At 68.7% G+C, this 20,665-nt stretch carries 19 protein-coding genes; 7 read left to right on the forward strand and 12 right to left on the reverse strand.

All coding sequences use genetic code 11. The features are described from left to right. Positions 1-112 precede the first annotated feature (112 nt). Positions 113-418 (reverse strand): YlxR family protein, encoded by a 306-nt coding sequence (locus AB7I40_RS00065; protein ID WP_428345384.1) that lies wholly within the window; start codon positions 416-418, stop codon positions 113-115. Positions 419-559: 141 nt separating this feature from the next. Between AB7I40_RS00065 and AB7I40_RS00070 the strand changes: the two genes are divergently transcribed. Next, positions 560-1,147 carry a histidine phosphatase family protein gene (locus AB7I40_RS00070; protein WP_428345385.1) on the forward strand — a complete coding sequence of 196 codons (588 nt, stop codon included), beginning with the start codon at positions 560-562 and terminating at the stop codon, positions 1,145-1,147. A gap of 9 nt (positions 1,148-1,156) precedes the next feature. On the opposite strand, the gene nusA is transcribed toward AB7I40_RS00070, so the two are convergent. Both nusA and rimP read right to left on the reverse strand, forming a co-directional pair. After that, entirely contained in the window at positions 1,157-2,134 is a 978-nt protein-coding gene (nusA, locus tag AB7I40_RS00075) for a transcription termination factor NusA (RefSeq protein ID WP_428345386.1), read from the reverse strand. Next, positions 2,134-2,613, reverse strand: a complete 480-nt coding sequence (gene rimP, locus AB7I40_RS00080; RefSeq protein ID WP_428345387.1) for a ribosome maturation factor RimP — start codon at positions 2,611-2,613, stop codon at positions 2,134-2,136. The genes nusA and rimP overlap by 1 nt, the downstream gene beginning before the upstream one ends. Before the next feature lie 93 nt (positions 2,614-2,706). On the opposite strand from rimP, the gene AB7I40_RS00085 reads away from it, so the two are divergent. Both AB7I40_RS00085 and AB7I40_RS00090 read left to right on the forward strand, forming a co-directional pair. Continuing rightward, a complete protein-coding gene (locus AB7I40_RS00085; protein ID WP_428345388.1) occupies positions 2,707-3,225 on the forward strand; it encodes a hypothetical protein in 519 nt (172 codons plus the stop codon). Next, positions 3,225-3,662, forward strand: coding sequence for a ferritin-like domain-containing protein (locus AB7I40_RS00090; RefSeq protein WP_428345389.1), 438 nt, complete (start codon positions 3,225-3,227; stop codon positions 3,660-3,662). The genes AB7I40_RS00085 and AB7I40_RS00090 overlap by 1 nt, the downstream gene beginning before the upstream one ends. Positions 3,663-3,823: 161 nt before the next feature. On the opposite strand, the gene AB7I40_RS00095 is transcribed toward AB7I40_RS00090, so the two are convergent. Beyond that, complete coding sequence (locus tag AB7I40_RS00095) at positions 3,824-4,528, reverse strand: HAD family hydrolase (protein ID WP_428345390.1); 705 nt, start codon at positions 4,526-4,528, stop codon at positions 3,824-3,826. A 27-nt stretch (positions 4,529-4,555) separates the two neighbouring features. Between AB7I40_RS00095 and AB7I40_RS00100 the strand changes: the two genes are divergently transcribed. Continuing rightward, a complete protein-coding gene (locus AB7I40_RS00100) occupies positions 4,556-5,503 on the forward strand; it encodes an aldo/keto reductase (protein ID WP_428345391.1) in 948 nt (315 codons plus the stop codon). A gap of 10 nt (positions 5,504-5,513) precedes the next feature. Here AB7I40_RS00100 and AB7I40_RS00105 read toward each other — a convergent pair whose 3' ends face one another. From AB7I40_RS00105 to AB7I40_RS00120, 4 genes are read right to left on the reverse strand one after another with little or no spacing between them, the layout of a single operon-like run. Beyond that, positions 5,514-5,855, reverse strand: a complete 342-nt coding sequence (locus tag AB7I40_RS00105) for an HIT domain-containing protein (RefSeq protein WP_428345392.1) — start codon at positions 5,853-5,855, stop codon at positions 5,514-5,516. Continuing rightward, positions 5,855-7,624 (reverse strand): proline--tRNA ligase, encoded by a 1,770-nt coding sequence (locus tag AB7I40_RS00110; protein ID WP_428345393.1) that lies wholly within the window; start codon positions 7,622-7,624, stop codon positions 5,855-5,857. The genes AB7I40_RS00105 and AB7I40_RS00110 overlap by 1 nt, the downstream gene beginning before the upstream one ends. Before the next feature lie 42 nt (positions 7,625-7,666). Continuing rightward, positions 7,667-8,032, reverse strand: coding sequence for a DoxX family protein (locus AB7I40_RS00115; RefSeq protein ID WP_428345394.1), 366 nt, complete (start codon positions 8,030-8,032; stop codon positions 7,667-7,669). Positions 8,033-8,059: 27 nt separating this feature from the next. Next, positions 8,060-8,905, reverse strand: coding sequence for a GNAT family N-acetyltransferase (locus AB7I40_RS00120; RefSeq protein WP_428345395.1), 846 nt, complete (start codon positions 8,903-8,905; stop codon positions 8,060-8,062). Positions 8,906-9,213: 308 nt separating this feature from the next. Here AB7I40_RS00120 and AB7I40_RS00125 point away from each other — a divergent pair, with 308 nt between their 5' ends. Then, positions 9,214-13,737 carry a PKD domain-containing protein gene (locus tag AB7I40_RS00125; protein ID WP_428345396.1) on the forward strand — a complete coding sequence of 1,508 codons (4,524 nt, stop codon included), beginning with the start codon at positions 9,214-9,216 and terminating at the stop codon, positions 13,735-13,737. A gap of 74 nt (positions 13,738-13,811) precedes the next feature. Here the strand turns inward: AB7I40_RS00125 and ispG are convergent, their stop codons facing one another. From ispG to dxr, 3 genes are read right to left on the reverse strand one after another with little or no spacing between them, the layout of a single operon-like run. Then, the gene (ispG, locus tag AB7I40_RS00130; protein WP_428345397.1) at positions 13,812-14,972 is read right to left on the reverse strand and encodes a flavodoxin-dependent (E)-4-hydroxy-3-methylbut-2-enyl-diphosphate synthase; all 1,161 of its coding nucleotides are present in this window, start codon (positions 14,970-14,972) and stop codon (positions 13,812-13,814) included. Positions 14,973-14,991: 19 nt separating this feature from the next. After that, entirely contained in the window at positions 14,992-16,359 is a 1,368-nt protein-coding gene (locus tag AB7I40_RS00135) for a M50 family metallopeptidase (protein WP_428345398.1), read from the reverse strand. Continuing rightward, positions 16,356-17,456, reverse strand: coding sequence for a 1-deoxy-D-xylulose-5-phosphate reductoisomerase (gene dxr, locus AB7I40_RS00140; RefSeq protein WP_428345399.1), 1,101 nt, complete (start codon positions 17,454-17,456; stop codon positions 16,356-16,358). The genes AB7I40_RS00135 and dxr overlap by 4 nt, the downstream gene beginning before the upstream one ends. A 164-nt stretch (positions 17,457-17,620) precedes the next feature. On the opposite strand from dxr, the gene AB7I40_RS00145 reads away from it, so the two are divergent. Both AB7I40_RS00145 and gabT read left to right on the forward strand, forming a co-directional pair. Beyond that, positions 17,621-17,932, forward strand: a complete 312-nt coding sequence (locus AB7I40_RS00145; RefSeq protein ID WP_428345400.1) for a DUF6916 family protein — start codon at positions 17,621-17,623, stop codon at positions 17,930-17,932. A gap of 151 nt (positions 17,933-18,083) precedes the next feature. Further along, positions 18,084-19,439: a 4-aminobutyrate--2-oxoglutarate transaminase gene (gene gabT / locus AB7I40_RS00150; RefSeq protein ID WP_428345401.1), complete on the forward strand. Its 1,356-nt coding sequence runs from the start codon at positions 18,084-18,086 to the stop codon at positions 19,437-19,439. 9 nt (positions 19,440-19,448) lie between these two features. Here gabT and AB7I40_RS00155 read toward each other — a convergent pair whose 3' ends face one another. Next, complete coding sequence (locus AB7I40_RS00155) at positions 19,449-20,660, reverse strand: saccharopine dehydrogenase family protein (protein ID WP_428345402.1); 1,212 nt, start codon at positions 20,658-20,660, stop codon at positions 19,449-19,451. Between the last annotated feature and the right edge of the window lie 5 nt (positions 20,661-20,665).

Below are 20,665 nucleotides of genomic sequence, written 5' to 3' on the forward strand. Positions count from 1 at the left end.
CCAGTTGATCGGGTGGGGTGATTCGGACCGCTAGTGGTGTTGCACGCTCATCGGAAAGAACTCATCGAGTGCTCATGAGCTGCTGCTCCAGTTTCTTCTCGGTCGATCACGGTCAGTTGGTGCGAGCAAGATGGATCCGCACCGGCTCGCTGTTCAGCGCCCCAGGGACCCGAAGGGCCCTGGCGAACGCCTTGCGGCGAGCGGCGAGGTCGTAGCACGCGGGCGTCGGGTGCAGATGCGCCCCACGACCGGGGGCCGTCCTTGCCGGGTCGGGCACCACGACCGGTCGGCCGTCAGCGTCCGTCCCTGCGACGACCCGCAGCAACTCGCTCCTGGCAGTCCGCTCCCGGCACCCCACACACGTCCGGACAGGATCAGGCGAAGTCCGGGCAGGGGAGATGAGTTCGTGAACCACCACAGAGGAGTCTATCGCGTCCCGCCCGCAACAACGAACCGGCTGTCCCAGGCAGCGGGTGGCCCGTGCCTGCGCCCGGGCCTAGGCTGACCACGTGCCCCTCGACCAGATGGTCCTCGAGCCAGCTCGCGTCCGGGAGACCCGGTGAGCGACCTGCAGTGCGCGGCCACCCTCATCATCGCCCGTCATGGCGCGGCGGAGTACGAGAGCGACCGCTGGAGCGATGCCGGCGGCAGCCTGACCTCAACGGGGCGCGAGCAGTCGCGACGACTCGGGGAGTCGCTGGCGGCGAGCGGTGTGGCCGCCGTCTGGACGAGCACCCGGTCCCGTGCGGTGCAGACCGCCGAGATCGCGGCGTCGGGACTGGGGCGGGCCGTCACCACCCGGGAGGGCCTGCGTGAGTTCGACTGCGGTGACTTCGCGGGCTCGCCCATGTCGCAGGACCCGTTCGCGACCACCTACGCACGCTGGCTGTCCGGCGAGCTCGACGTCCGCATCCCCGGCGCGGAGAACGGTCACGAGGTCGTGGAGCGGATGCGGGCCAGCTGCGCCGAGATCGCCGACCTGCACCGGGGCGAGACGGTGCTGGTGGTCAGCCACGGCGGGATCGTCCGGCTCGCGCTTCCCGTGCTGGCCAGGCTCGGCACGGTGGTCCCCGCCCCACTGGCGAACACCGCGAGCGTCGAGCTGCGCATCGACGCCGACGACTGGGTGGTCACCCGCTGGGGTTGAGAAGGGGCCTCAGGCGGGGTCCGGTGCCTCGTCGGAGCGGATGTCGATCCGCCACCCTGTGAGGCGGGCGGCCAGGCGGGCGTTCTGCCCCTCCTTGCCGATGGCCAGCGACAGCTGGAAGTCGGGGACGACCACGCGAGCAGAGCGGGCGGCGAGGTCGACGATCTCGACCTTGGAGACCTGGGCGGGCGACAGGGCGTGGGCCACCATCTCGGCCGGGTCCTCGGAGAAGTCGACGATGTCGATCTTCTCGCCGTGCAGCTCGGCCATGACGTTGCGCACCCGCTGGCCCATGGGTCCGATGCAGGACCCCTTGGCGTTGACCCCGGGAGTGGTGGTGAAGACGGCGATCTTGGTGCGATGTCCCGCCTCGCGCGCGATCGCGGCGATCTGCACCGTGCCGTCGGCGATCTCGGGAACCTCGAGCGCGAACAGTCGTCGCACCAGGTTGGGGTGCGAGCGCGACAGCGTGATCTGGGGACCGCGCATGCCCTTGCGCACGCTGATGACGATGCACTTGATCCGCTCGCCGTGCTCGTAGCGCTCCCCGGGGACCCGCTCCCCCAGCGGCAACAGCGCCTCGAGCTTGCCGAGGTCGATCATCACGTCATCGGGGTTGCGTCCCTGCTGGATGACACCCGAGACGATGTCGCCCTCCTTGCCCGAGAACTCTCCGAACCGCAGCTCGTCCTCGGCGTCGCGCAACCGCTGCAGCATGATCTGCTTGGCCGTCGTCGCGGCGATCCGACCGAACCCCTCGGGCGTGTCCTCGTACTCCGTGACGAGGTTGCCCTCCTCGTCCAGCTCGGCCGCCATCACCGTCACGTGCCCGCTCTTGCGGTCCAGGGTCACCCGCGCCCGGGGCTGGGCACCGGGTGTCTTGTGGTACGCCGTGAGAAGGGCCTGCTCGATGGCCTCCACGAGCACGTCGAAGGAGATCTCCTTCTCACGCTCCAGCATCCTGAGGATGCTCAGGTCGATGTCCATCAGTCCTCCTCGACTGCTCTGCGGTTGAACTCGATCTGGACCTTCGCGCGAGCGATCGTCGTGTAGGGGAAGGTGCGCGACGTGCCGTCGACCTCGAGGGTCACCGACTCCTCGTCACTCGCGGAGATGCGGCCGAGCACGTCGCCACTGTCGACCAGGTCGAGCTTGACCAGGCGGTCGGCGTTGCGACGCCAGTGTCGAGGGAGGGTCAGGGGACGATCGACGCCCCGCGAGGTGACCTCGAGGGTGTAGGGCTGCTCGCCCAGGGTGTCGGAGGCGTCCAGGACGGCCGAGATCTGCTTCGTGGCAGCGGCGACGTCGTCCATGGTCACTCCGCCGTCCTTGTCCACGGCGACACGCAGCACGCGGCGCTTGCCGGCGGGAGTGAGCTCCACGGCCTCGACATCCAGGCCCAGGGCGGACAAGGGGTCGTGAAGTTCCGCTTCGATGCGCTCGCAGGCGGCGTCCTGTTTGCTCACGCGATCCGACCTCCTTGTGTTGTTGTTCCAGCCAGCCTACCGGCTCCTGCGCAGCCGACCGGCCATCGACCTGCGACTTGTAGGGTCGGGTCCGTGTCCAGTCGAAGCGCCCTGCAGCTCACTCGTCGCGCGAGCCTGGGTGTGGCACTGCTGGCGGCCGCCGGCTGCACCGGAACCGAAGGACAGACCGGATCGGGTGACTCCTCCGGACCCTCCACGGGCATGCCGTCGGCGAGCGCCAGTCCGGACCTGGACGCATCGCTCGTCGAGCAGGCGCGCGCTGAGTTGTTGGGGATCACGGACCTCGCGCGTCGCACCGGTGCCGCGCATCCCGGGCTGGGCGCGATCATGGAATCGCTGGTCGCGATGCATGAGGCCCACGACCTGGTCCTGGCCGAGTCGGCCCCGGATGCGGTGGCCGCGCCGTCCGGTGAGGTGCCGGAGCGGCGCTCGCTGGCCGTCTCGGTCGTACGCCGTCACGAGGTCACCCTCCAGCGTCAGCTCGCCGAGTGGGCCGGGGACGCCGACAGCGGACCTCTGGCGCGGCTGTTCGCGAGCATGTCGGCAGCCACTGCCCAGCACCTGACGCTGCTGTCTCGGGTAGGTCGCTGATGCCCACGACCCTGGAGTCCCTCCAGTCCACGCTGAGCGGTGAGCACGCAGCGGTGTGGCTCTATGCCGTGCTGGGTGGCCAGACGTCACGGTCGTCCCAGCCGTTGCTGTTCGAGACCCTCACCAGGAGCTACGGCGTGCACCGCTCACGTCGCGACCAACTCATCTCCATGATCCGCGACCTCGGCGTGGTCCCGGCCGCCGCGGCCGCTGCCTATGACCTCCCCAACGACGCCTCGACGCCGACGAAGGTGAACCGGGCGGCCCGCGAGATCGAGAGCCGCTGCGCCGGGCTGTACGCCGAGCTGGTGGCGGGCACCTACGACTCGCAGCGCCGCTGGGCGATCGGGGCCCTGACGGATGCGGCGGTCCGCGGACTCGACTACCGGGGAAGTCCCGAGATCTTCCCCGGCCTCGCCGAGTTCGCGGACCGCTGAGCCGCTTCCGGATGGGTTGAGCACCACCGCAGGTGGGAGGCTGCAGCGGTGTTCACGATGATTCATCACCTGTGCGCCCTTGGGGACCCGGAATGACCCTCAGATTCCTGCATTGCACAAAGTTGCAATGTCAAACATTCAACTGACTGCCCGCTCGCGGGTCAGCGCCAGTGACCGATGAGTGCCGGAATCTCGCCGAGGCTGTGAGCCACCGCATCCGGCTCACCCTCGCTGTGGCCGACCTGACTCGAGGGGATGTCACTGTGTGGGATGTGGATGGCCCGCATCCCGGCGTTGTGTGCTCCCCAGATGTCGTCGTAGAGACGGTCCCCGACGTAGACACAGCGTCCCGGGTCACTCACGCCCACCGCGGCCATGGCAGCACCGAAGGCCTCCGGAGCCGGCTTGGTCCAGGGGATCTCACTGCTGTAGACGTCACCGTCGATCAGATCGAGCACCCCGTCGCGGCGGAAGAAGTCGCGGTGCCACTCGCGCGGCCAGATCGTGTTCGACAGCACTCCCACCCTGATCCCCTGGTCCCGCAGCCTGGAGAACAGGGGCGCCACCTCCGGGTCGGTGTAGGTGTGCGGTTCCCAGAACTCGTAGTAGGCGGTCAGCAGCTCCGGGTCGTGCTCGAGGCCGGCCTGGGTGAACAGGTCGCCGACCGTGGAGCTCTGCTGGTGGTCGCGACTGCGACCCCAGATCGACTCGCCGGCCGCGTGCAGAGCGGCCGCGTTCACGTGATGGTCCTCGTCCCCGGCTGCCCGCACCGCTTGGGCCAGCGCGAGTGACTCGGCGTGGAAGTCGATGTCGTGCCAGCGAGTCAGGGTGCCGCCCCAGTCGAAGATGACCGCATCGATGCTCATGGAGGCAACCTATCTAGGCTGGGGCCCATGGACATGACCTACCGCCCTCTGGGCAACTCCGGCCTGATGGTCAGTGCCGTCGGGATCGGCTGCAACGCCTTCAGCCGTCGCGTCGACCAGGCAGGCGTGAGCGACATCCTCTCCGCGGCGACCGACACCGGCGTCACGTTGCTCGACACCTCCGACACCTACGGCATCGAGCCGGGCGCCAGCGAGACCATGATGGGCGTGGCGCTGCAGGGACGTCGCGAGGACTTCGTGCTGGCCACGAAGTTCGGGATGGACATGCGCGGGGCCAACGGTGCCGACCACGGGGTGCGCGGTTCGCGTCGTTACGTACGTCGCGCCGTCGAGGCGTCGCTGCGGCGCCTGCAGACCGACCACATCGATCTCTACCAGCTGCACGAACCCGACCCGGTCACGCCCATCGAGGAGACGCTGGAGGCTCTGACCGAACTGGTGCGCGAGGGCAAGGTCCGCTACGTGGGCTGCTCCAACTTCGATGCGTGGATGCTCACCGATGCCGCCTGGACGGCCTCGACGGCGGGCCTGACCCCCTTCATCTCGGTGCAGAACCGCTACTCACTGCTCGATCGCACCGTCGAGGCCGAGGTCACCCCGGCCGCGGAGAAGTTCGGACTGGGGATCCTGCCCTTCTTCCCCTTGGAGTACGGACTGCTCACCGGGAAGTACCAGCGCGGTTCCGCGGCGCCTGCCGGCTCCAGGGCAGCTCTCGATCCCACGCGATCGGCCTGGCTCGATGCAGCCGACTGGGATCGGATCGAGGCGCTCACGGCCTATGCCGAGGCCCGAGGGCTGAGCATCCTGGACGTGGCCATCGCCGGCCTGGCCGCTCAGCCGGCGGTGGGGTCGGTCATCTCCGGCGCCACGTCCGCCGACCAGGTGCGCACCAACGCCGCAGCACTGCGCTGGTCGCCCACCCCCGAGGACCTGGCTGCGCTCGACGACATCTGAGTCGACCCGTTCAGAGCGGGTCCCCACTGGCCACGTGGACGTGGAGGTGCTTGGAGTCCTGGTAGGTGCCCAGGTTGGTGAGCACACGCGCGGCGCCGTACTCCTGCTCGACGTCGGCCGCCACTCGCTGCACGACGACCAGGAGGGCTCGCAGGTCGTCCTCGTCCTCCTGGGTGAGGGTGGTCAGCGAATCGAGATGTCGCACGGGCACCACCACCACATGGACCGGCCAGAACGGTCGGGTGTGGTGGTAGGCCAGCACCCGGCGGTCGTGGTGCACCACTCTGAGAGCGCCGACGTCGCGGAGCGCGACGTCGCAGTAGAAGTCGTGCCCCGTGTAGGCGCCTGACATCAACCGCGGACCAGAGCGGTCAGGTGTGCCACCGCCTCGGCCAGGGCGACCTCGGCGCGCTCACCGCTGCGCCGGTCCTTGACCTCGATCGTGCCGTCGGCGAACCCTCGGCCCACGGTGACGATGGTCGGGACCCCGATCAGCTCGGCATCCTTGAACTTCACCCCCGGGCTCACCTTGCCCGGCCGATCGTCGAAGATCACATCGAGTCCCGCGCTCGACAGCTCGGCCGCTAGGGCCTCGGCTGCTTCGAACAGCGCCGGGTCCTTGCCAGCTGCCACGAGGTGGAGATCGGCGGGAGCGATCTCCCGCGGCCACACCAGGCCGAGCTCGTCGTTGTTGCCCTCGGCGATGGCGGCGACGGCGCGGGAGACCCCGATGCCGTAGGAGCCCATGGTGACGGTGACCAGCTTGCCGTTCTCGTCGAGGACCCGCAGGTCGAGCGCGTCGGCGTACTTGCGGCCGAGCTGGAAGATATGGCCCATCTCGATCCCCCGGGCCGACTCCAGGGTCCCCGTCGTGCAGTTGGGGCAGGAGTCACCGTCGCGCACATCGGCGGCCTCGATGGTGCCGTCGGGAGTGAAGTCCCGGCCGGCGACGAGGTCGAGCACGTGTGAGCCGTGGACGTCCGCGCCGGCGACCCAGGTGGTGCCCTCCACCACTCGGGGGTCCACCACGAATCGGATCCCGGAGGCGCCCTTCTCACCCAGCGAGCCGGGCCCGATGTAGCCCTTCACCAGGGCGGGGTGCCGGGCGAACTCGGCCTCATCCATGGCCTCGACCTCGATGGGCTCCAACTGACCCTCGAGACGCTTCTGGTCGACCTCGCGGTCCCCGGGTACGCCGATCGCCAACGGCTCGCGGGTGCCGTCGGGGTGCTTGAGCACGACCAGCACGTTCTTCAGGGTGTCGCCGGCCACCCACGGACGGTCCTGGCGCGGAAAGGTGGCATTGAGGTGGTTGACCAGCGACTCGATGGTGGGGGTGTCCGGGGTCTGCTCGGCATGGGCGGCCGGAAGGTCGTCGTAGGGCACCGGCGCGGGCGCCCGGACGGCGACCGCCTCGACGTTGGCGGCGTAGTCGCAGTTGGTGCACTTGACGTAGGTGTCCTCACCGACCGAGGCCTTGGCCAGGAACTCCTCGGACTTCGAACCTCCCATGGCGCCCGAGGTGGCCTTCACGATGACGTACTCGAAGCCGAGTCGGTCGAAGGTGCGCACATAGGCGTCGCGATGCGCGGCGTACGACGCGTCGAGGCCGGCGTCGGTGGTGTCGAAGGAGTAGGAGTCCTTCATGATGAACTCGCGCCCGCGCAGGATGCCGGCGCGAGGACGCGCCTCGTCGCGGTACTTCGTCTGGATCTGGTAGAGCCAGACGGGCAGGTCCTTGTAGGAGGAGTAGAGGTCCTTGACCGCGAGGGTGAACATCTCCTCGTGGGTCGGCCCGAGCAGATAGTCGCCGCCCTTGCGGTCCTTGAGCCGGAAGATCCCGTCGCCGTACTCCGTCCACCGACCGCTGGCCTCGTAGGGCTCGCGGGGCAGGAGCGCGGGGAACGACAGCTCCTGGGCGCCGATGGCATTCATCTCCTCGCGGATGATGGCCTCCACGTTGCGCAACACCTTGAGCCCCAACGGCAGCCAGGTGTAGATGCCCGGAGCGGCACGTCGTACGTAGCCCGCCCGCACCAGCAGCCGGTGGCTGGGCACCTCGGCGTCGTTCGGGTCGTCTCGCAGCGTGCGGACGAAGAGCTTCGACATGCGCAGGATCATGCGGGCAAGGCTACTGGTGACCCGCCGCGCCGAGCGACGCGGTTAATGGCTGCGGGCCGCCTTGAGGGCCGTGCGGATCAGGGGCAGCTGCAGTGGGAGCCGGGCGAAGGCGGCCGAGCGCACCGCCGGACTGCTGCTGCGCCGGGCGTCGTTCGCCATCTTGACGTTGCCGGGAAAGACAGCGACGAGCAGGGCGGCGCTGGACCAGCCGGCGATGCGGCGGGTGCGGGGGTGCAGCAGGCCGGCCGCACACACCAGCTCGGCAACCCCGCTGGCCAGGATCACCTCGCGGTGTCTCGGCACCCAAGCGGGCATCAGAGGCTGGTAGACACTGGGCTTGGCCAGGTGCACCACTGCACTGGTGGCGAACAGGCCGGCGAGTCCGAGGACGTCCTTGGAGATCTTCACCTCGCCGAGCCTAGTGCTCGACTCTCGTCAGAACATGATGGTGGTGAACCGGGAGGTCTCCACGAAGCCGACCTTCTCGTAGGCCCTGCGCGCGGGGTGGTTCCAGTCGTTGACGTAGAGCGAGACCGTCGGGGCGATCGTGGCCCGGACCAGTTCGACCACGGCTGCCATCCCGGCGGTGGCGAGCCCGTGACCGCGGCGGTCCGGTACGACGTAGACACCCTGGATCTGCGCGGCGAACGGCGAGGAGCAGGCCACTTCCGCCTTGAACACGACCCGTCCGTGCTCGAAGCGGGCGAAGGACCAGCCGCGCGAGATCAACTGACTCACGCGGGCCCGGTAGAGATCGGCTCCGCCCCCGCACTCCGGGGAGACCCCGACCTCCTCGGTGTACATGGCGACGCAGGCCGGATAGAGCGCGTCGAGATCGGCACGCCGGGAGATCCGCACTGCCGGGTCCGGGTCGACCATGGGTGGGCCGGCGATTTCCAGGTGCGGTTGCCCGGCCCGGACCTCGCGTGGCGCGCCCCAGTCGGGCTCGACCCGCTGCCAGAAGGCGTGCACCGGCTCCTGGGGGCCGACGATCGTGGTGATGCTTCTGCGCCGGGTCAGCGCACGCTCGGCGAAGGCCTCGGCGTCCTCGGGGGTGCACTGCACCGGCACCAGGTTGGCCCCGGCGTGGCACGCGGCCACCAGCCGACCGTCGGCGTAGCGCCCCCACACCTCGCCGCCCAGCCAACGCGGAAGCAGCTGTGTGGTGCGTGCCCGGTAGTCGGCGAAGACATTGACGACAGGGTCCTCGTCGGCGAGCGAGAGGAAGTCGGTGAGGTCGTCGGCGCCGAGCAGTCGGACGCCGTGCCGCGTGGTGAGCACACTCAGGACTCTAGCGGTCCGCGTCGCCTCCGGTGGCCGCCGTGGACACCTGCGGGTGACCAACCCCAGTACGCCGAACCTGGGGTGATCCGTGACACCAATGGACCAGTGAGCAGCACTGCGGGGCCATTCCGGACGCGCGTCACATTTGAGACGGTTCGACAGACGATTCCTGTGGGGGGTCTGTGAGTTCATCCAGGTGGGGAGCAAAGCTGATGAATCGATTGACGTCGGGGTCAAACCGTGGTGTGCGGGGACTGATCGGGCTGTTACTAGGAGCTGTGGTCTCCGCCTTGGCATTGACGGCGGTGACGATCCCGCCGGCCTCAGCCGCCCCGGGCACACTCTCCTATGTCGCTTCAGCCAGCACTGCCGGGAGCCGGACCAACCATCGTGTCGTCATCCCGGCCTCCGTGCAGCCGGGTGACGCGCTGGTCATGTTCCTGACCACCAACTCCTCCACTGCGACGGTCAACAACACCGTCGCCGGGTGGACGCTCATCCAGACCCGTGACGGCAACGGTCTCCGCGGCCGGGCCTGGACCAAGACCGCCACCTCGACCGACGACGGTGCAACGGTGACGGTGACCAGCAGCGCCGGCGTCAAGTCCGTGCTCAGCGTGACCGCCTATCGCAGCACCGTCGGCCTCGCCACGGTGACGGCGTCGGCGAGCGCCGTCGTGAACACCTCAGCCTCCAGCCACACCACTCCGAGCGTTGCGGTGAGCGACCAGGGCTCGTGGCTCGTCAACGCCTGGGCCGAGAAGTCCAACACCGTGCAGACCTTCACGCTGCCGGCATCGGTGACCTCGCGCACGACCGGTGCGAGCACCGGGTCCGGCAAGATCAGCGGCATCGTCGGCGACTCCAACGGAGTCGTCGCGGTCGGCACCGCTGCCGGACGCACTGCCACCACCACCACTGCAGCCAGCCGCGGCATGCTGTTCTCCGTGGTCGTCAGCCCCGGCGAGGACGGCGGCCAACTGCCGAACACCGCGCCCACCGCCAGCTTCACCGTGACCTGTGCGACCCTGACCTGCACGTTCGACGCGTCGGCCTCGACCGACCCGGAGGACGACGCACTGACCTACGCCTGGAACTTCGGCGACGGCAGCAACGGCACCGGTGTCAACGCCTCCAAGACCTACGCCAACGCCGGCACCCGCACCGTGACCCTCACGGTGAGCGACGGCAGCCTGACCAACCAGACGACGAGGTCGGCGGTCACCACCGCTCCCCCGGCGGGCCCCGGGCACACCCGGATCGTGCCCGAGATCGTCTCCACCAACATGCCGCGCATCACCACCGGTGAGATCCAGGACCTCGAGTACATCGGCGACCGGGTCTTCGTCGCCGGCGGCTTCACCTCGCTGCGCAACAACGCCGGGGGGAACACGACCTCCTACAACCAGCGGTTCCTGGCCTCGTTCAACCTGACCACCGGTCTGGTCGACGCCAACTTCCGGCCCACCTTCGACGGAGGTGTGCAGGACATCGAGGCCAGCCCCGACGGCACCAAGCTCTTCGTCGCCGGCTCGTTCAACACCGTCAACGGTGTTGCCAAGCGCAAGTTCGCCTCCATCAACCCGACCACCGGCGCCACCGTCACCGGGTGGACCGCCACCGGCGACGCCGTGGGCACCGAGCTCGAGGCCACGAACACCACGGTCTACCTGGGCGGCAAGTTCACCCGGATCAACGGCGCCTTCCACCGGGGCCTGGCCGCGGTCAGCGCCACCACCGGTGCCCTCATCGGCAGCACCGCCGGCAACCCGGCCGGCACCTGGAACAACGACATCACCGGTGGCATCGGCCCCGACGGTGCGCTGAACGTCCAGGAGATGCTGCTCACCCCGGACCAGTCGAAGCTGATCGTGATCCACACCGGTCGCCAGATCGCGGGTCAGGACCGCTACGGCATCGGCATGATCAACACCCAGACCGGTGTGTTGAGCCCGTGGCGCACGCGGCTGTGGGAGGACAACCTCCAGTACGTCGGCGGCATTCAGCGCATCTACGGCGGGGCGATGTCCCCGGACGGCGAGTACTTCGTGGCCAGCAGCGGCTCCGGTGGTGACCGTCCGCCGATCAACGACACCGCGGTCGCCCTCCCGGTCGCCGGGGACGACTTCGTCGAGCCCCTGTGGGTCTCGCGCCTGTTCGACAGCGTCTACTCCGTCGCGATCTCCGAGGTGGGGGTCTACCTCGGCGGCCACTTCTCCTGGATGGAGTCCCCGACGGCCAAGGACCCGTGGCCCGGTCTGGACAACCAGGGCTACGGCACCGGCCAGGGCCTGTCCGGCTACGGCCTCGGCGACGACGTCGTACGACGTGACCACATCGGCGTGATCAGCCCCACCGACGGCAAGGCGCTGGAGTGGAGCCCGATCTCGAACTCCTTCGAGGGCAACAAGGCCATGCTGGTCACGCCTCGTGGCGTGATCACCGGCGGCGACGCCACCACCCAGGGTGGGCAGAACGTCGGTCGCATCGGCGTCTACCTCTTCTCCAGCACCCCGGCCGTGGGAGCCAACGAGACCACGATCACCAACCCGATCGAGGGCCGCGTCGAGGAGACGGGCACCGAGTTCACCATCGATGGCACCGCCACGGCGACCAGCGGGGTCAACCGGGTCCAGGTCGAGATCCAGGACCGCAACAGCAACCAGTACCTCCAGGACGACCTGACCACGTGGGGGGCCTCCAACACGATCAACGCCAACCTGGCCAACGCTGGTGCGAACTCGACCAACTGGTCGTTGCCGGTGACCATCTCCACCAACCGGGTCCTGCGGGTCCTGGCGCGCACCTATGGCACCAACGGCACCAACGACGCATCCAAGGCCGGCAAGAAGTTCGAGACCTTCAGTGTCGAGGACGAGGCCCCTCGGGCCTCGATCACCGGACCGTCGGGCATCGTGCCGTCCACGACGTTCAACGTGACCGGCACGGCCACCGACGACGTCGGGGTCCGCTCGATCAGCTACGTCATCAAGAGCGGCAACCTGTTCCTGCAGAGCAACGGCACGGTGTCCTCGAACTTCAACTCCTTCTCCATCCAGCCCGATGTCGTCGACGCGACGAGCACGAGCTGGTCGGACGAGGTCACCGTGCCCTACGAGGGGGAATGGCGCATCGCCGTGACTCCGAGGGACACCGCCGGGCAGAACTCGCTGGACGAGTTCGTACGGGACTTCATCGTCAGCTCCACCGGAATCGCACCCTCGGTGACGATCACCGCACCGGTGGCGATGACACCGCCCACCACGGTGCCGGCCTTCACGGTCACACCGGGATCGCCGATGACGTTCACCGGGACCGCCACGGACGACGAGAACCTCGCCAACGTGGAGATCCAGATCCGCAACTCGACCACGCGGGAGGCGCTCGCCACCGACGGCACCTGGGGAGTCGGGCTGTCCGCCGGCTGGTTCCGGGTCACGGCCCTCAACGTCAACACCGACAACCTCACCTGGAGTTGGACAACGCCGTTCAACCTGTCGCCCGGCTCCTACACGTTCTCCGTGCGAGCCACCGACGACCTCACGCTGACGACGTCGAACAGTGGACAGGGCAGGCTGTCGTTCAACGCCCAGGTGGCCGGGGACCTTCCGCCGAACGCGTTGCTCGACGTCACCGGGACGATCACCGGCGGCCAGGTCCTGCACCTGGACCTGACCGGGACCGCGACCGACGACTTCGGGGTGGCGAGTGTCCGGGTCGCCCTGCGCGATGTCGACACCAACCGCTACCTGCAGCCGAACGGCACGATGTCCGCGGCGTACGCCGATCTCCCGGCGGTGCTGGCGAACCCCAACGCGACGAGCACCACCTGGTCGCTGTCGCGCGATCTGCCCACCATGGGCGACTGGTCGGTGACGGCGTACGGCTTCGACACCGTGGGCCAGCAGGACACGTCCACCACAGGAGCGACCGCTCGCTACGAGATCTACCCCGGTGACCTTCCGCCGACGTTCAACGAGGCCCTGCGGGTGCCGACCGGCGGAGAGACCTACACCGAGGGCCGGATCCCGGTCTCCGGGCGGGTGGAGGACGACCAGCAGATCTCGTCCGTCCAGGTCGCGGTGCGCAACTCCGCCGGGCAGTACATGAGCTCGACGGGCACGTTCACCAGCACCAACGAGAGCTGGCGCTCGGCCTTCCTGAACTCCCCCGGATCGCCCGGCTCGAACTACTCCTTCACCACACCGGTGATCCCGGCCGGGGAGTACGTCGTGCGGGTGCGTGGCGTGGACCAGCACGGCTTCACCACCAACCCCTCGCTCGACTCGACCGTCACGGTGACGCAACCGCCGAACGACCCACCGGTTGCCAACATGGTCGTGAGCTGCAACGACAACGTCTGTGGTTTCGACGGCCGTGGTTCGACCGACGAGAACCCGAGTGCCCTGACCTACTCCTGGAACTTCGGGAACGGGACGGGCTCCGGCGCCTTCGTCAGCCGCACCTACACCAGCGCCAACACCTACACGGTGACGCTGACGGTGCGCGACGAGTACAACGCGACCGCGACGGCGACCCAGACGGTCACGATCGTCGAGCCGCCGGACAACGTCGCACCCAACGCGGTGATCGGGGTGCCCACGTGCACCGGACTGGTGTGCAGCTTCTCGAGCACCGGCACCACCGATCCCAACGTCGGCGACTCGATCACCAGGCTGTGGAACTTCGGGGACGGCGGGGCGACCTCGACCTCGACCTCACCCACGAAGACCTTCGCGGCCGCCGGGACCTACACGGTGTCCCTCACGGTGACCGACGGTTGGGGCAAGGCGACCACGGTGACCAGACAGGTGACCGTGGCGCCCTGAGCGGGACAGTTCTGAGTTGACGCGGCCGGTCGGGGGACCGGCCGCGTCGGCTTGTCCGCGATTGCTCCTCCGACTCAGGAGACGCTGACGCTCGCTTCGGCGCCCTCGACGGGCTCCATGTCCTCGGCCAGGCGCAGGGCCTCCTCGATCAGGGTCTCCACGATCTTGGACTCCGGCACCGTCTTGATCACCTCGCCCTTGACGAAGATCTGACCCTTGCCGTTGCCGGAGGCCACCCCGAGGTCTGCCTCGCGGGCCTCCCCCGGGCCGTTCACCACGCAGCCCATCACCGCCACCCTCAACGGCACCTCCATGCCTTCGAGGCCGGCGGTCACCTGCTCGGCCAGCGTGTAGACATCCACCTGGGCGCGGCCACAGGAGGGGCAGGAGACGATCTCCAGCTTGCGGGGCCGCAGGTTGAGCGACTGCAGGATCTGGATGCCGACCTTGACCTCCTCGACCGGCGGGGCGGACAAGGAGACCCGGATGGTGTCCCCGATGCCCTGCGAGAGCAGGGCCCCGAACGCGGTGGCGGACTTGATCGTCCCCTGGAAGGCAGGGCCGGCCTCGGTGACCCCGAGGTGCAGGGGCCAGTCGCCGGCCGCGGCCAGGAGTTCGTAGGCACGCACCATGACGACCGGGTCGTTGTGCTTCACCGAGATCTTGAAGTCGTGGAAGTCGTGCTCCTCGAAGAGGCTGGCCTCCCACACGGCCGACTCGACCAGGGCCTCGGGCGTGGCCTTGCCGTACTTCTCCATCACCCGCTTGTCGAGCGAGCCCGCATTGACCCCGATCCGGATGGAGGTGCCGCGGTCCTTCGCGGCGGCCGCGATCTGCTTGACCTGGTCATCGAACTGCCGGATGTTGCCCGGGTTGACGCGTACGGCGGCACAGCCGGCGTCGATGGCGGCGTAGACGTACTTGGGCTGGAAGTGGATGTCGGCGATGACCGGGATCTGCGAGTGGCGCGCGATCTCCGGCAAGGCGTCGGCGTCGTCCTGGCTGGGGCAGGCCACCCGCACGATGTCGCAACCGGTGGCGGTCAGCTCGGCGATCTGCTGCAGGGTCGCGTTGACGTCAGAGGTCAGCGTCGTGGTCATCGACTGCACGGAGACCGGCGACTCGCTGCCGACGCCGACCTTGCCCACCTGGAGCTGACGCGTCGGTCGGCGGGGGGCGAGGACGGGGGGCGGCAGTGCGGGCATGCCGAGGCCGATGGACTGTGCGGAGGTCATGTCGCTCAGCGTACTTCGGTCAGGCACGCAGGTGGACGGGCACGATCAGGTCGGCGAGGATCAGCACGACTCCCATCACCAGGAAAGCACTGGCCATGACGTAGGCCACCGGCAACAGCTTGGCCACGTCGACGTACCCCGGATCGGGTCGGCGTCGCAGCCGGGCGACCGCGCGCCGGGCGGCCTCGTAGAGCGCACCGGCGATGTGGCCGCCGTCCAGCGGCAGCAGGGGCACGAAGTTGAACATGCCGATGAAGAAGTTGAAACCGGCGATCAGGCTGAGCAGCGCGACGAACTTGTCCTTGACCGGGAAAGCGTCGTCGGAGGCGACCTCACCGGCGAGCCGGCCGCCGCCCACGATGCTGACCGGGCTGTTGACGTCGCGGGGTTCCAGGCCGACCAGGGCCTTGGCCACCCCGAACACCTTGACCGGCAGGGTCACCAGGGCCTTGACCGTGTCGACGGCCATGGTGTCCATCTGTTGCAGGGTGTAGATGGGTCCACCGGTCTCGACGATCGGCGTCTGCTCCGGGATCACTCCCAGGAACCCGACGGGGGTGAGTTTGGTGGCGTCCTGGCTGTCGAGCGGTCGGGGCTGGACCTGGGTGGTGACCTCGAGCTGCAACGGCACTCCGTCGCGCTCGATGCCGATCACCGCTGTCTTGTCGTCGTTGCTGCGGATGTCGTCCTGGATCTGCTTCCAGGTGCTGACCGGCTCACCGTTGAACGACACGAAGCGGTCCCCCGGCTGGAGTCCGGCGGCGCTCGCCGGCGACGGGTTGTTGCGCAGCTCCTCGGCGGTGCACGCCCGCCCGTCCTCGGCAGCCGGGACGATGCAGGGAATCACTTCGTCGACCACAGGCTTGACGTCGTAGTCGACCACCTTCCCGACCGTCGCGAACAACCCCCAGAAGATGAGGAACGCGATGAGGAGGTTCACCGTCGGCCCGCCGGCCATCACGATGACCTTCTTCCACCACGCCATCCGGTAGAACAGGCGATCCTCGTCGCCGGGCTTCACGTGCTCCCACTCCGCGGAGCGGGCATCGGAGATCAGCTGGGTGAACATGCCGGTGTTGGACTTGCGCACCTTGACGATCTGGTTGCCGGCCGTGTCATAGCTGACCTCCTCGGCCAGCTCCTCGGCCCCGGGGGGCAGCATCCCGACGATCTTCACGTAGCCGCCGAGCGGGATCGCCTTGACGCCGTACTCGGTCTCGCCGACCTGTTTGCTCCACACCGTGGGCCCGAAGCCGATGAAGTACTGCGTGACCTTCCCGCCGAACCTCTTGGCCGGGATCATGTGGCCGAGCTCGTGCAGTCCGATCGACGCGAGGATCGCGGCGAAGAAGAAGAGCACGCCGAGCGTGTAGTACAGGGCGGTCATCGACATCCTTGGGTGATGATGCTGTGGGCTTGCGAGCGAGCCCACGCATCCGCGGCGAGCACGTCGTCGACGGTGAGCTGCTCCTTCGAGGGTACGTCGTGGTGCGTGATCACGCTGGCAACCGTCGCCACGATGTCGGTGAACCCGAGCCGGCCCTGCCTGAACTCCTCCACACAGACCTCGTTGGCCGCGTTGTAGACCGCCGGTGCCGTGCCACCCGTGGCGCCTGCCGCCCGGGCCAGCTCGACCGCCGGGAACGCGTCGTCGTCCAGCGGCCAGAACTCCCACGTCTCGGCCCTGGTCCAGTCGACCGCCGGGGCCGCCCCGGGCACCCGATCGGGCCAGTTGAGCCCCAGCGCGATCGGGATCATCATGGTCGGCGGACTGGCCTGCACCAGTGTCGAGCCGTCGACGAACTCCACCATCGAGTGCACCACCGAGGTCGGGTGGACCACCACCTCGATGCGGTCGAACGGGATGTCGAAGAGCAGGTGCGCCTCGATCACTTCCAACCCCTTGTTGACCAGGGTGGCGGAGTTGATGGTGATCACCGGACCCATCGACCAGGTCGGGTGGTCGAGTGCCTGCTCCGGGGTCACGTCGGCCAGCTCGTCGCGGCTGCGGCCCCGGAACGGGCCTCCGCTGGCGGTGAGGATCAGACGGTGCACCTCGTCCGGTGAGCCCCCGCGCAGGCACTGCGCCAGCGCACTGTGCTCACTGTCGACGGGGACGATCTGCCCGGGCTTGGCCCGCTCCACGACGAGGGGGCCGCCCATGATCAGGGACTCCTTGTTCGCCAGTGCGAGCGTGCTGCCGGAATCCAGGGCTGCCAGCGTGGGCAGCAATCCGACCGCGCCTGTGATGCCGTTGAGCACCACGTCGGCGCCGAGCCCGGCTGCCTCGACCGAGGCCGCCTCGCCCAGTCCGCTGTAGGCGGGTCTGAACTCCTCGACCTGGTCTGCGAACAGCTCGGGGTTGCTGCCGCCGGCGGTCAGCGCGACCACCCTGAAGCGGTCGGGGTGGGCGCGCACCAGATCGAGAGCCTGGGTGCCGATCGACCCGGTCGAGCCCAGGACGGCGATGTCACGTGCGTTCACCCGACCATCCTCGCAGCCTTGCCTGCCCGTCCCTCGCCACTGGGCCGATGAGGCGGAGGTGCATGGCCCATCCGGGTCATCTCTGACCGAACGCCCCACCAACGATCCACGCCGGGTGTCTCGTAGTGGGTGAGACGCCAGCGACGCACCCGGGGGGGACCCACATGTCGGCAGTTCTGATCGATCCGTCCTACGCGGAGCTCACCTACCTCACCGGCCAGCCCGTGGAGGCGCTGCTGGACAGCGGCAGCCTCAGCCTGTGGCTGGAGCACGTGGCGACCCCGGTCACCTTCGCGGGCCAGAGCAGCTTCAGCGTGCGCCTGACCGGCCCGGCCGACCGGCCGCTGACGCCCGGAGCCCACCTGCTGCGCACCAGCCAGGGCGACTTCATGCTCGTGCTGGAAGCCGTCGCCCGCGACATGCGACACCTGCACTACGAGGCATTCCTCACCGAGGCAGCGCCGATCGCCGCCTGAAGGGCAGAAGCCGGGCTTCTCGAAGGTCGGGCGCCCTCTTGGCGACTGAATCAGTCGCCTCGGAGACCGGCGACTGATGTTTTCAGCACTTTCTGGTCATCCCGCGTCGGGATCCGTGGCGCTGATCGCCGCGCGGCCCTAGGCTGATCTCATGACCGCAACCGTCGTCGCCCCCGTCACGGGCGGGCCCGCGCTGCCCCAGAAGCGCAACCTCGTCACCCCGATCCCCGGCCCGCTTTCCGCGGCGGCGCTCGAGCGCAAGAAGAAGTACGTCGCTGACGGGGTGGGCACCACGCTGCCGGTCTTCGTGGCTGCCGCCGGTGGCGGTGTCATCCTCGACATCGACGGCAACACGCTGATCGACCTCGCCTCCGGCATCGCGGTGGTCAGCGTCGGCAACGCGGCACCGGCCGTGGTCAGCCGAGTGACCGAGCAGGTCGCCTCCTTCACCCACACCTGCTTCATGGTCACGCCGTACGACGTCTACGTCGACGTGTGCGAGGCCCTGGCCCAGGTCACCCCGGGGGATCACGCGAAGAAGACCGCCCTGTTCAACTCCGGCGCGGAGGCCGTCGAGAACGCCGTCAAGATCGCTCGCTCGTTCACCGGCCGCGACGCGGTGGCCGTGTTCGACCACGCCTACCACGGGCGCACCAACCTGACGATGTCGATGACGGCCAAGAACATGCCCTACAAGAACGGGTTCGGTCCGTTCGCCGGCGAGGTCTATCGAGCCCCGATGTCGTACCCGTTCCGTGACGGCCTCAGCGGCCCCGAGGCAGCCGCCCGCGCGATCGACGTCCTGGAGAAGCAGGTCGGTGCCGACAACCTCGCCTGCCTGGCCATCGAGCCGATCCAGGGCGAGGGCGGCTTCATCGTGCCCGCTCCCGGCTTCCTTTCAGCCCTGGCCGAGTGGTGCACGGCCAACGGCATCGTGTTCATCGCCGACGAGATCCAGTCCGGCTTCTGTCGCACCGGCGCGTGGTTCGCCTCTGAGGCCGAGGGCGTCGTACCCGACCTGATCACGACCGCCAAGGGCATCGCCGGTGGGCTGCCACTCGCCGGTGTGACCGGTCGGGCCGAGATCATGGACTCGGTGCACGTGGGGGGTCTCGGTGGCACCTACGGCGGCAACCCGGTGGCGTGTGCCGCCGCGCTCGGGTCGCTGGAGGAGATGCGCAGTCACGACCTCGCCGCGCGCGCCGGAGAGCTGGGTGCCCTCATGCGGACCCGCCTCGAAGGCCTCGCCCAGCAGTTCCCCGTCGTCGCCGACGTGCGCGGTCGCGGCGCGATGATGGCCATCGAGCTGTGTGTGCCGGGCACGAAGACGCCCGATGCTCCGCGTGCCGCCGCCATCAACGCCTGGTGCCACGCCCACGGCGTGGTGACGCTCACCTGCGGCACGTGGGGCAACGTGTTCCGCTTCCTGCCGCCGCTGGCGATCAGTGACGATCTGCTCAACGAGGCCTTCGACGTGGTGGCCGAGGCGTTCGCTGCCACCGCCTGACCAGGCAGGTCACATCTCCTTGATGCCCCAGGGACTGCCGTAGTCGGTGAGCAGCTCGAGGAACGGTACGGCGTCGAAGGCCTCGGGGCCCAGGATGCCCGTGCCGCTCCACACGCCGCTGGCCAGCAGCTCCAGCGCGACGACCGGGTTGACCGCGGTCTGCCACACCACGCACTGATGGCCGTACTCCTGCATCGTCCACTCGTTGTCGACGACGTGGTAGAGGTAGGTCGAGCGCGGCTGGCCGTTGGTGCCGGTCCCGGTGACCCAGAGGCCAGCGCACGTCTTGCCCGTCATCCGGGGCCCGACGGTGGCCGGGTCCGGCAGGACAGCGGCGACCACGTCGCGGGGGCTGACCTCGACGCCCTTGACCCGGATCTTGTCGGTGCGGTCCAGGCCCAGCGTGTGCAAGACCTTGAGGATGGTGATGAACTCATCACCGAGGCCGTACTTGAAGGTGGCCCTCTTGCAGTCCACCCAGCGAGGCATCAGGAGCACCTCCTCGTGCTCGACGTTCACGCACTCAACCGGCCCGATGCCCTCGGGGAAGTCGAAGACCTCCGGCTCGGAGAAGGGTGCGGTGGTGAACCATCCGCGCTCCTTCTCCCAGATCACCGGCGGGTTCAGGCACTCCTCGATGGTGGTCCACATCGAGAAGGACGGCGCGAAGATCTCGTTCCCGTCGTCGTCGGTGACCACCAGGGTGGCACCGTCTCGGGTGCCGAGCTCGTCGATCTCGCTGAACAGGTGATCGGCGGCGTAGCGCGCGAACACGTCGGACAGGCCCGGCTCGACCCCCATCCCCACGAGTGCGAGCCGCCCGGCCGACTCCCACTCGTCAGCGACCTCGAACTGCTCGTCGCCGAGCTTCACGCCCGTCAGCGCGTACGGCTCCTCCGGATGCGGCTTCGACAGCGACATCGCCATGTCGAGGTAGTCGGCACCCGCCGCGGCGGCCCCGCCGAAGATCGACATGTTGAAGACCGGGTCCACTGCGTTCATCACGTGGGTGATCCGGTGCTCGCGGCACAGGGCTGCGACCGACTCCTCGGAGGAGGCGTCGATCTGCGCTGCCGCGTAGCGTCCGTCGACGGCTGCGGCCTTCTCGGCCTTGGCCAGGTCATAGTCGGCGATCACCACCGTCTCGAAGAAGTCGCGACGTGCGGCGATGGCAGCGATGGCTCCGCCGACGCCGCCGGCGCCGACCAGAAGGATGCGCATTTTTC

Source organism: Nocardioides sp. (genome assembly GCF_050246775.1).
GTDB lineage: Bacteria > Actinomycetota > Actinomycetes > Propionibacteriales > Nocardioidaceae > Nocardioides.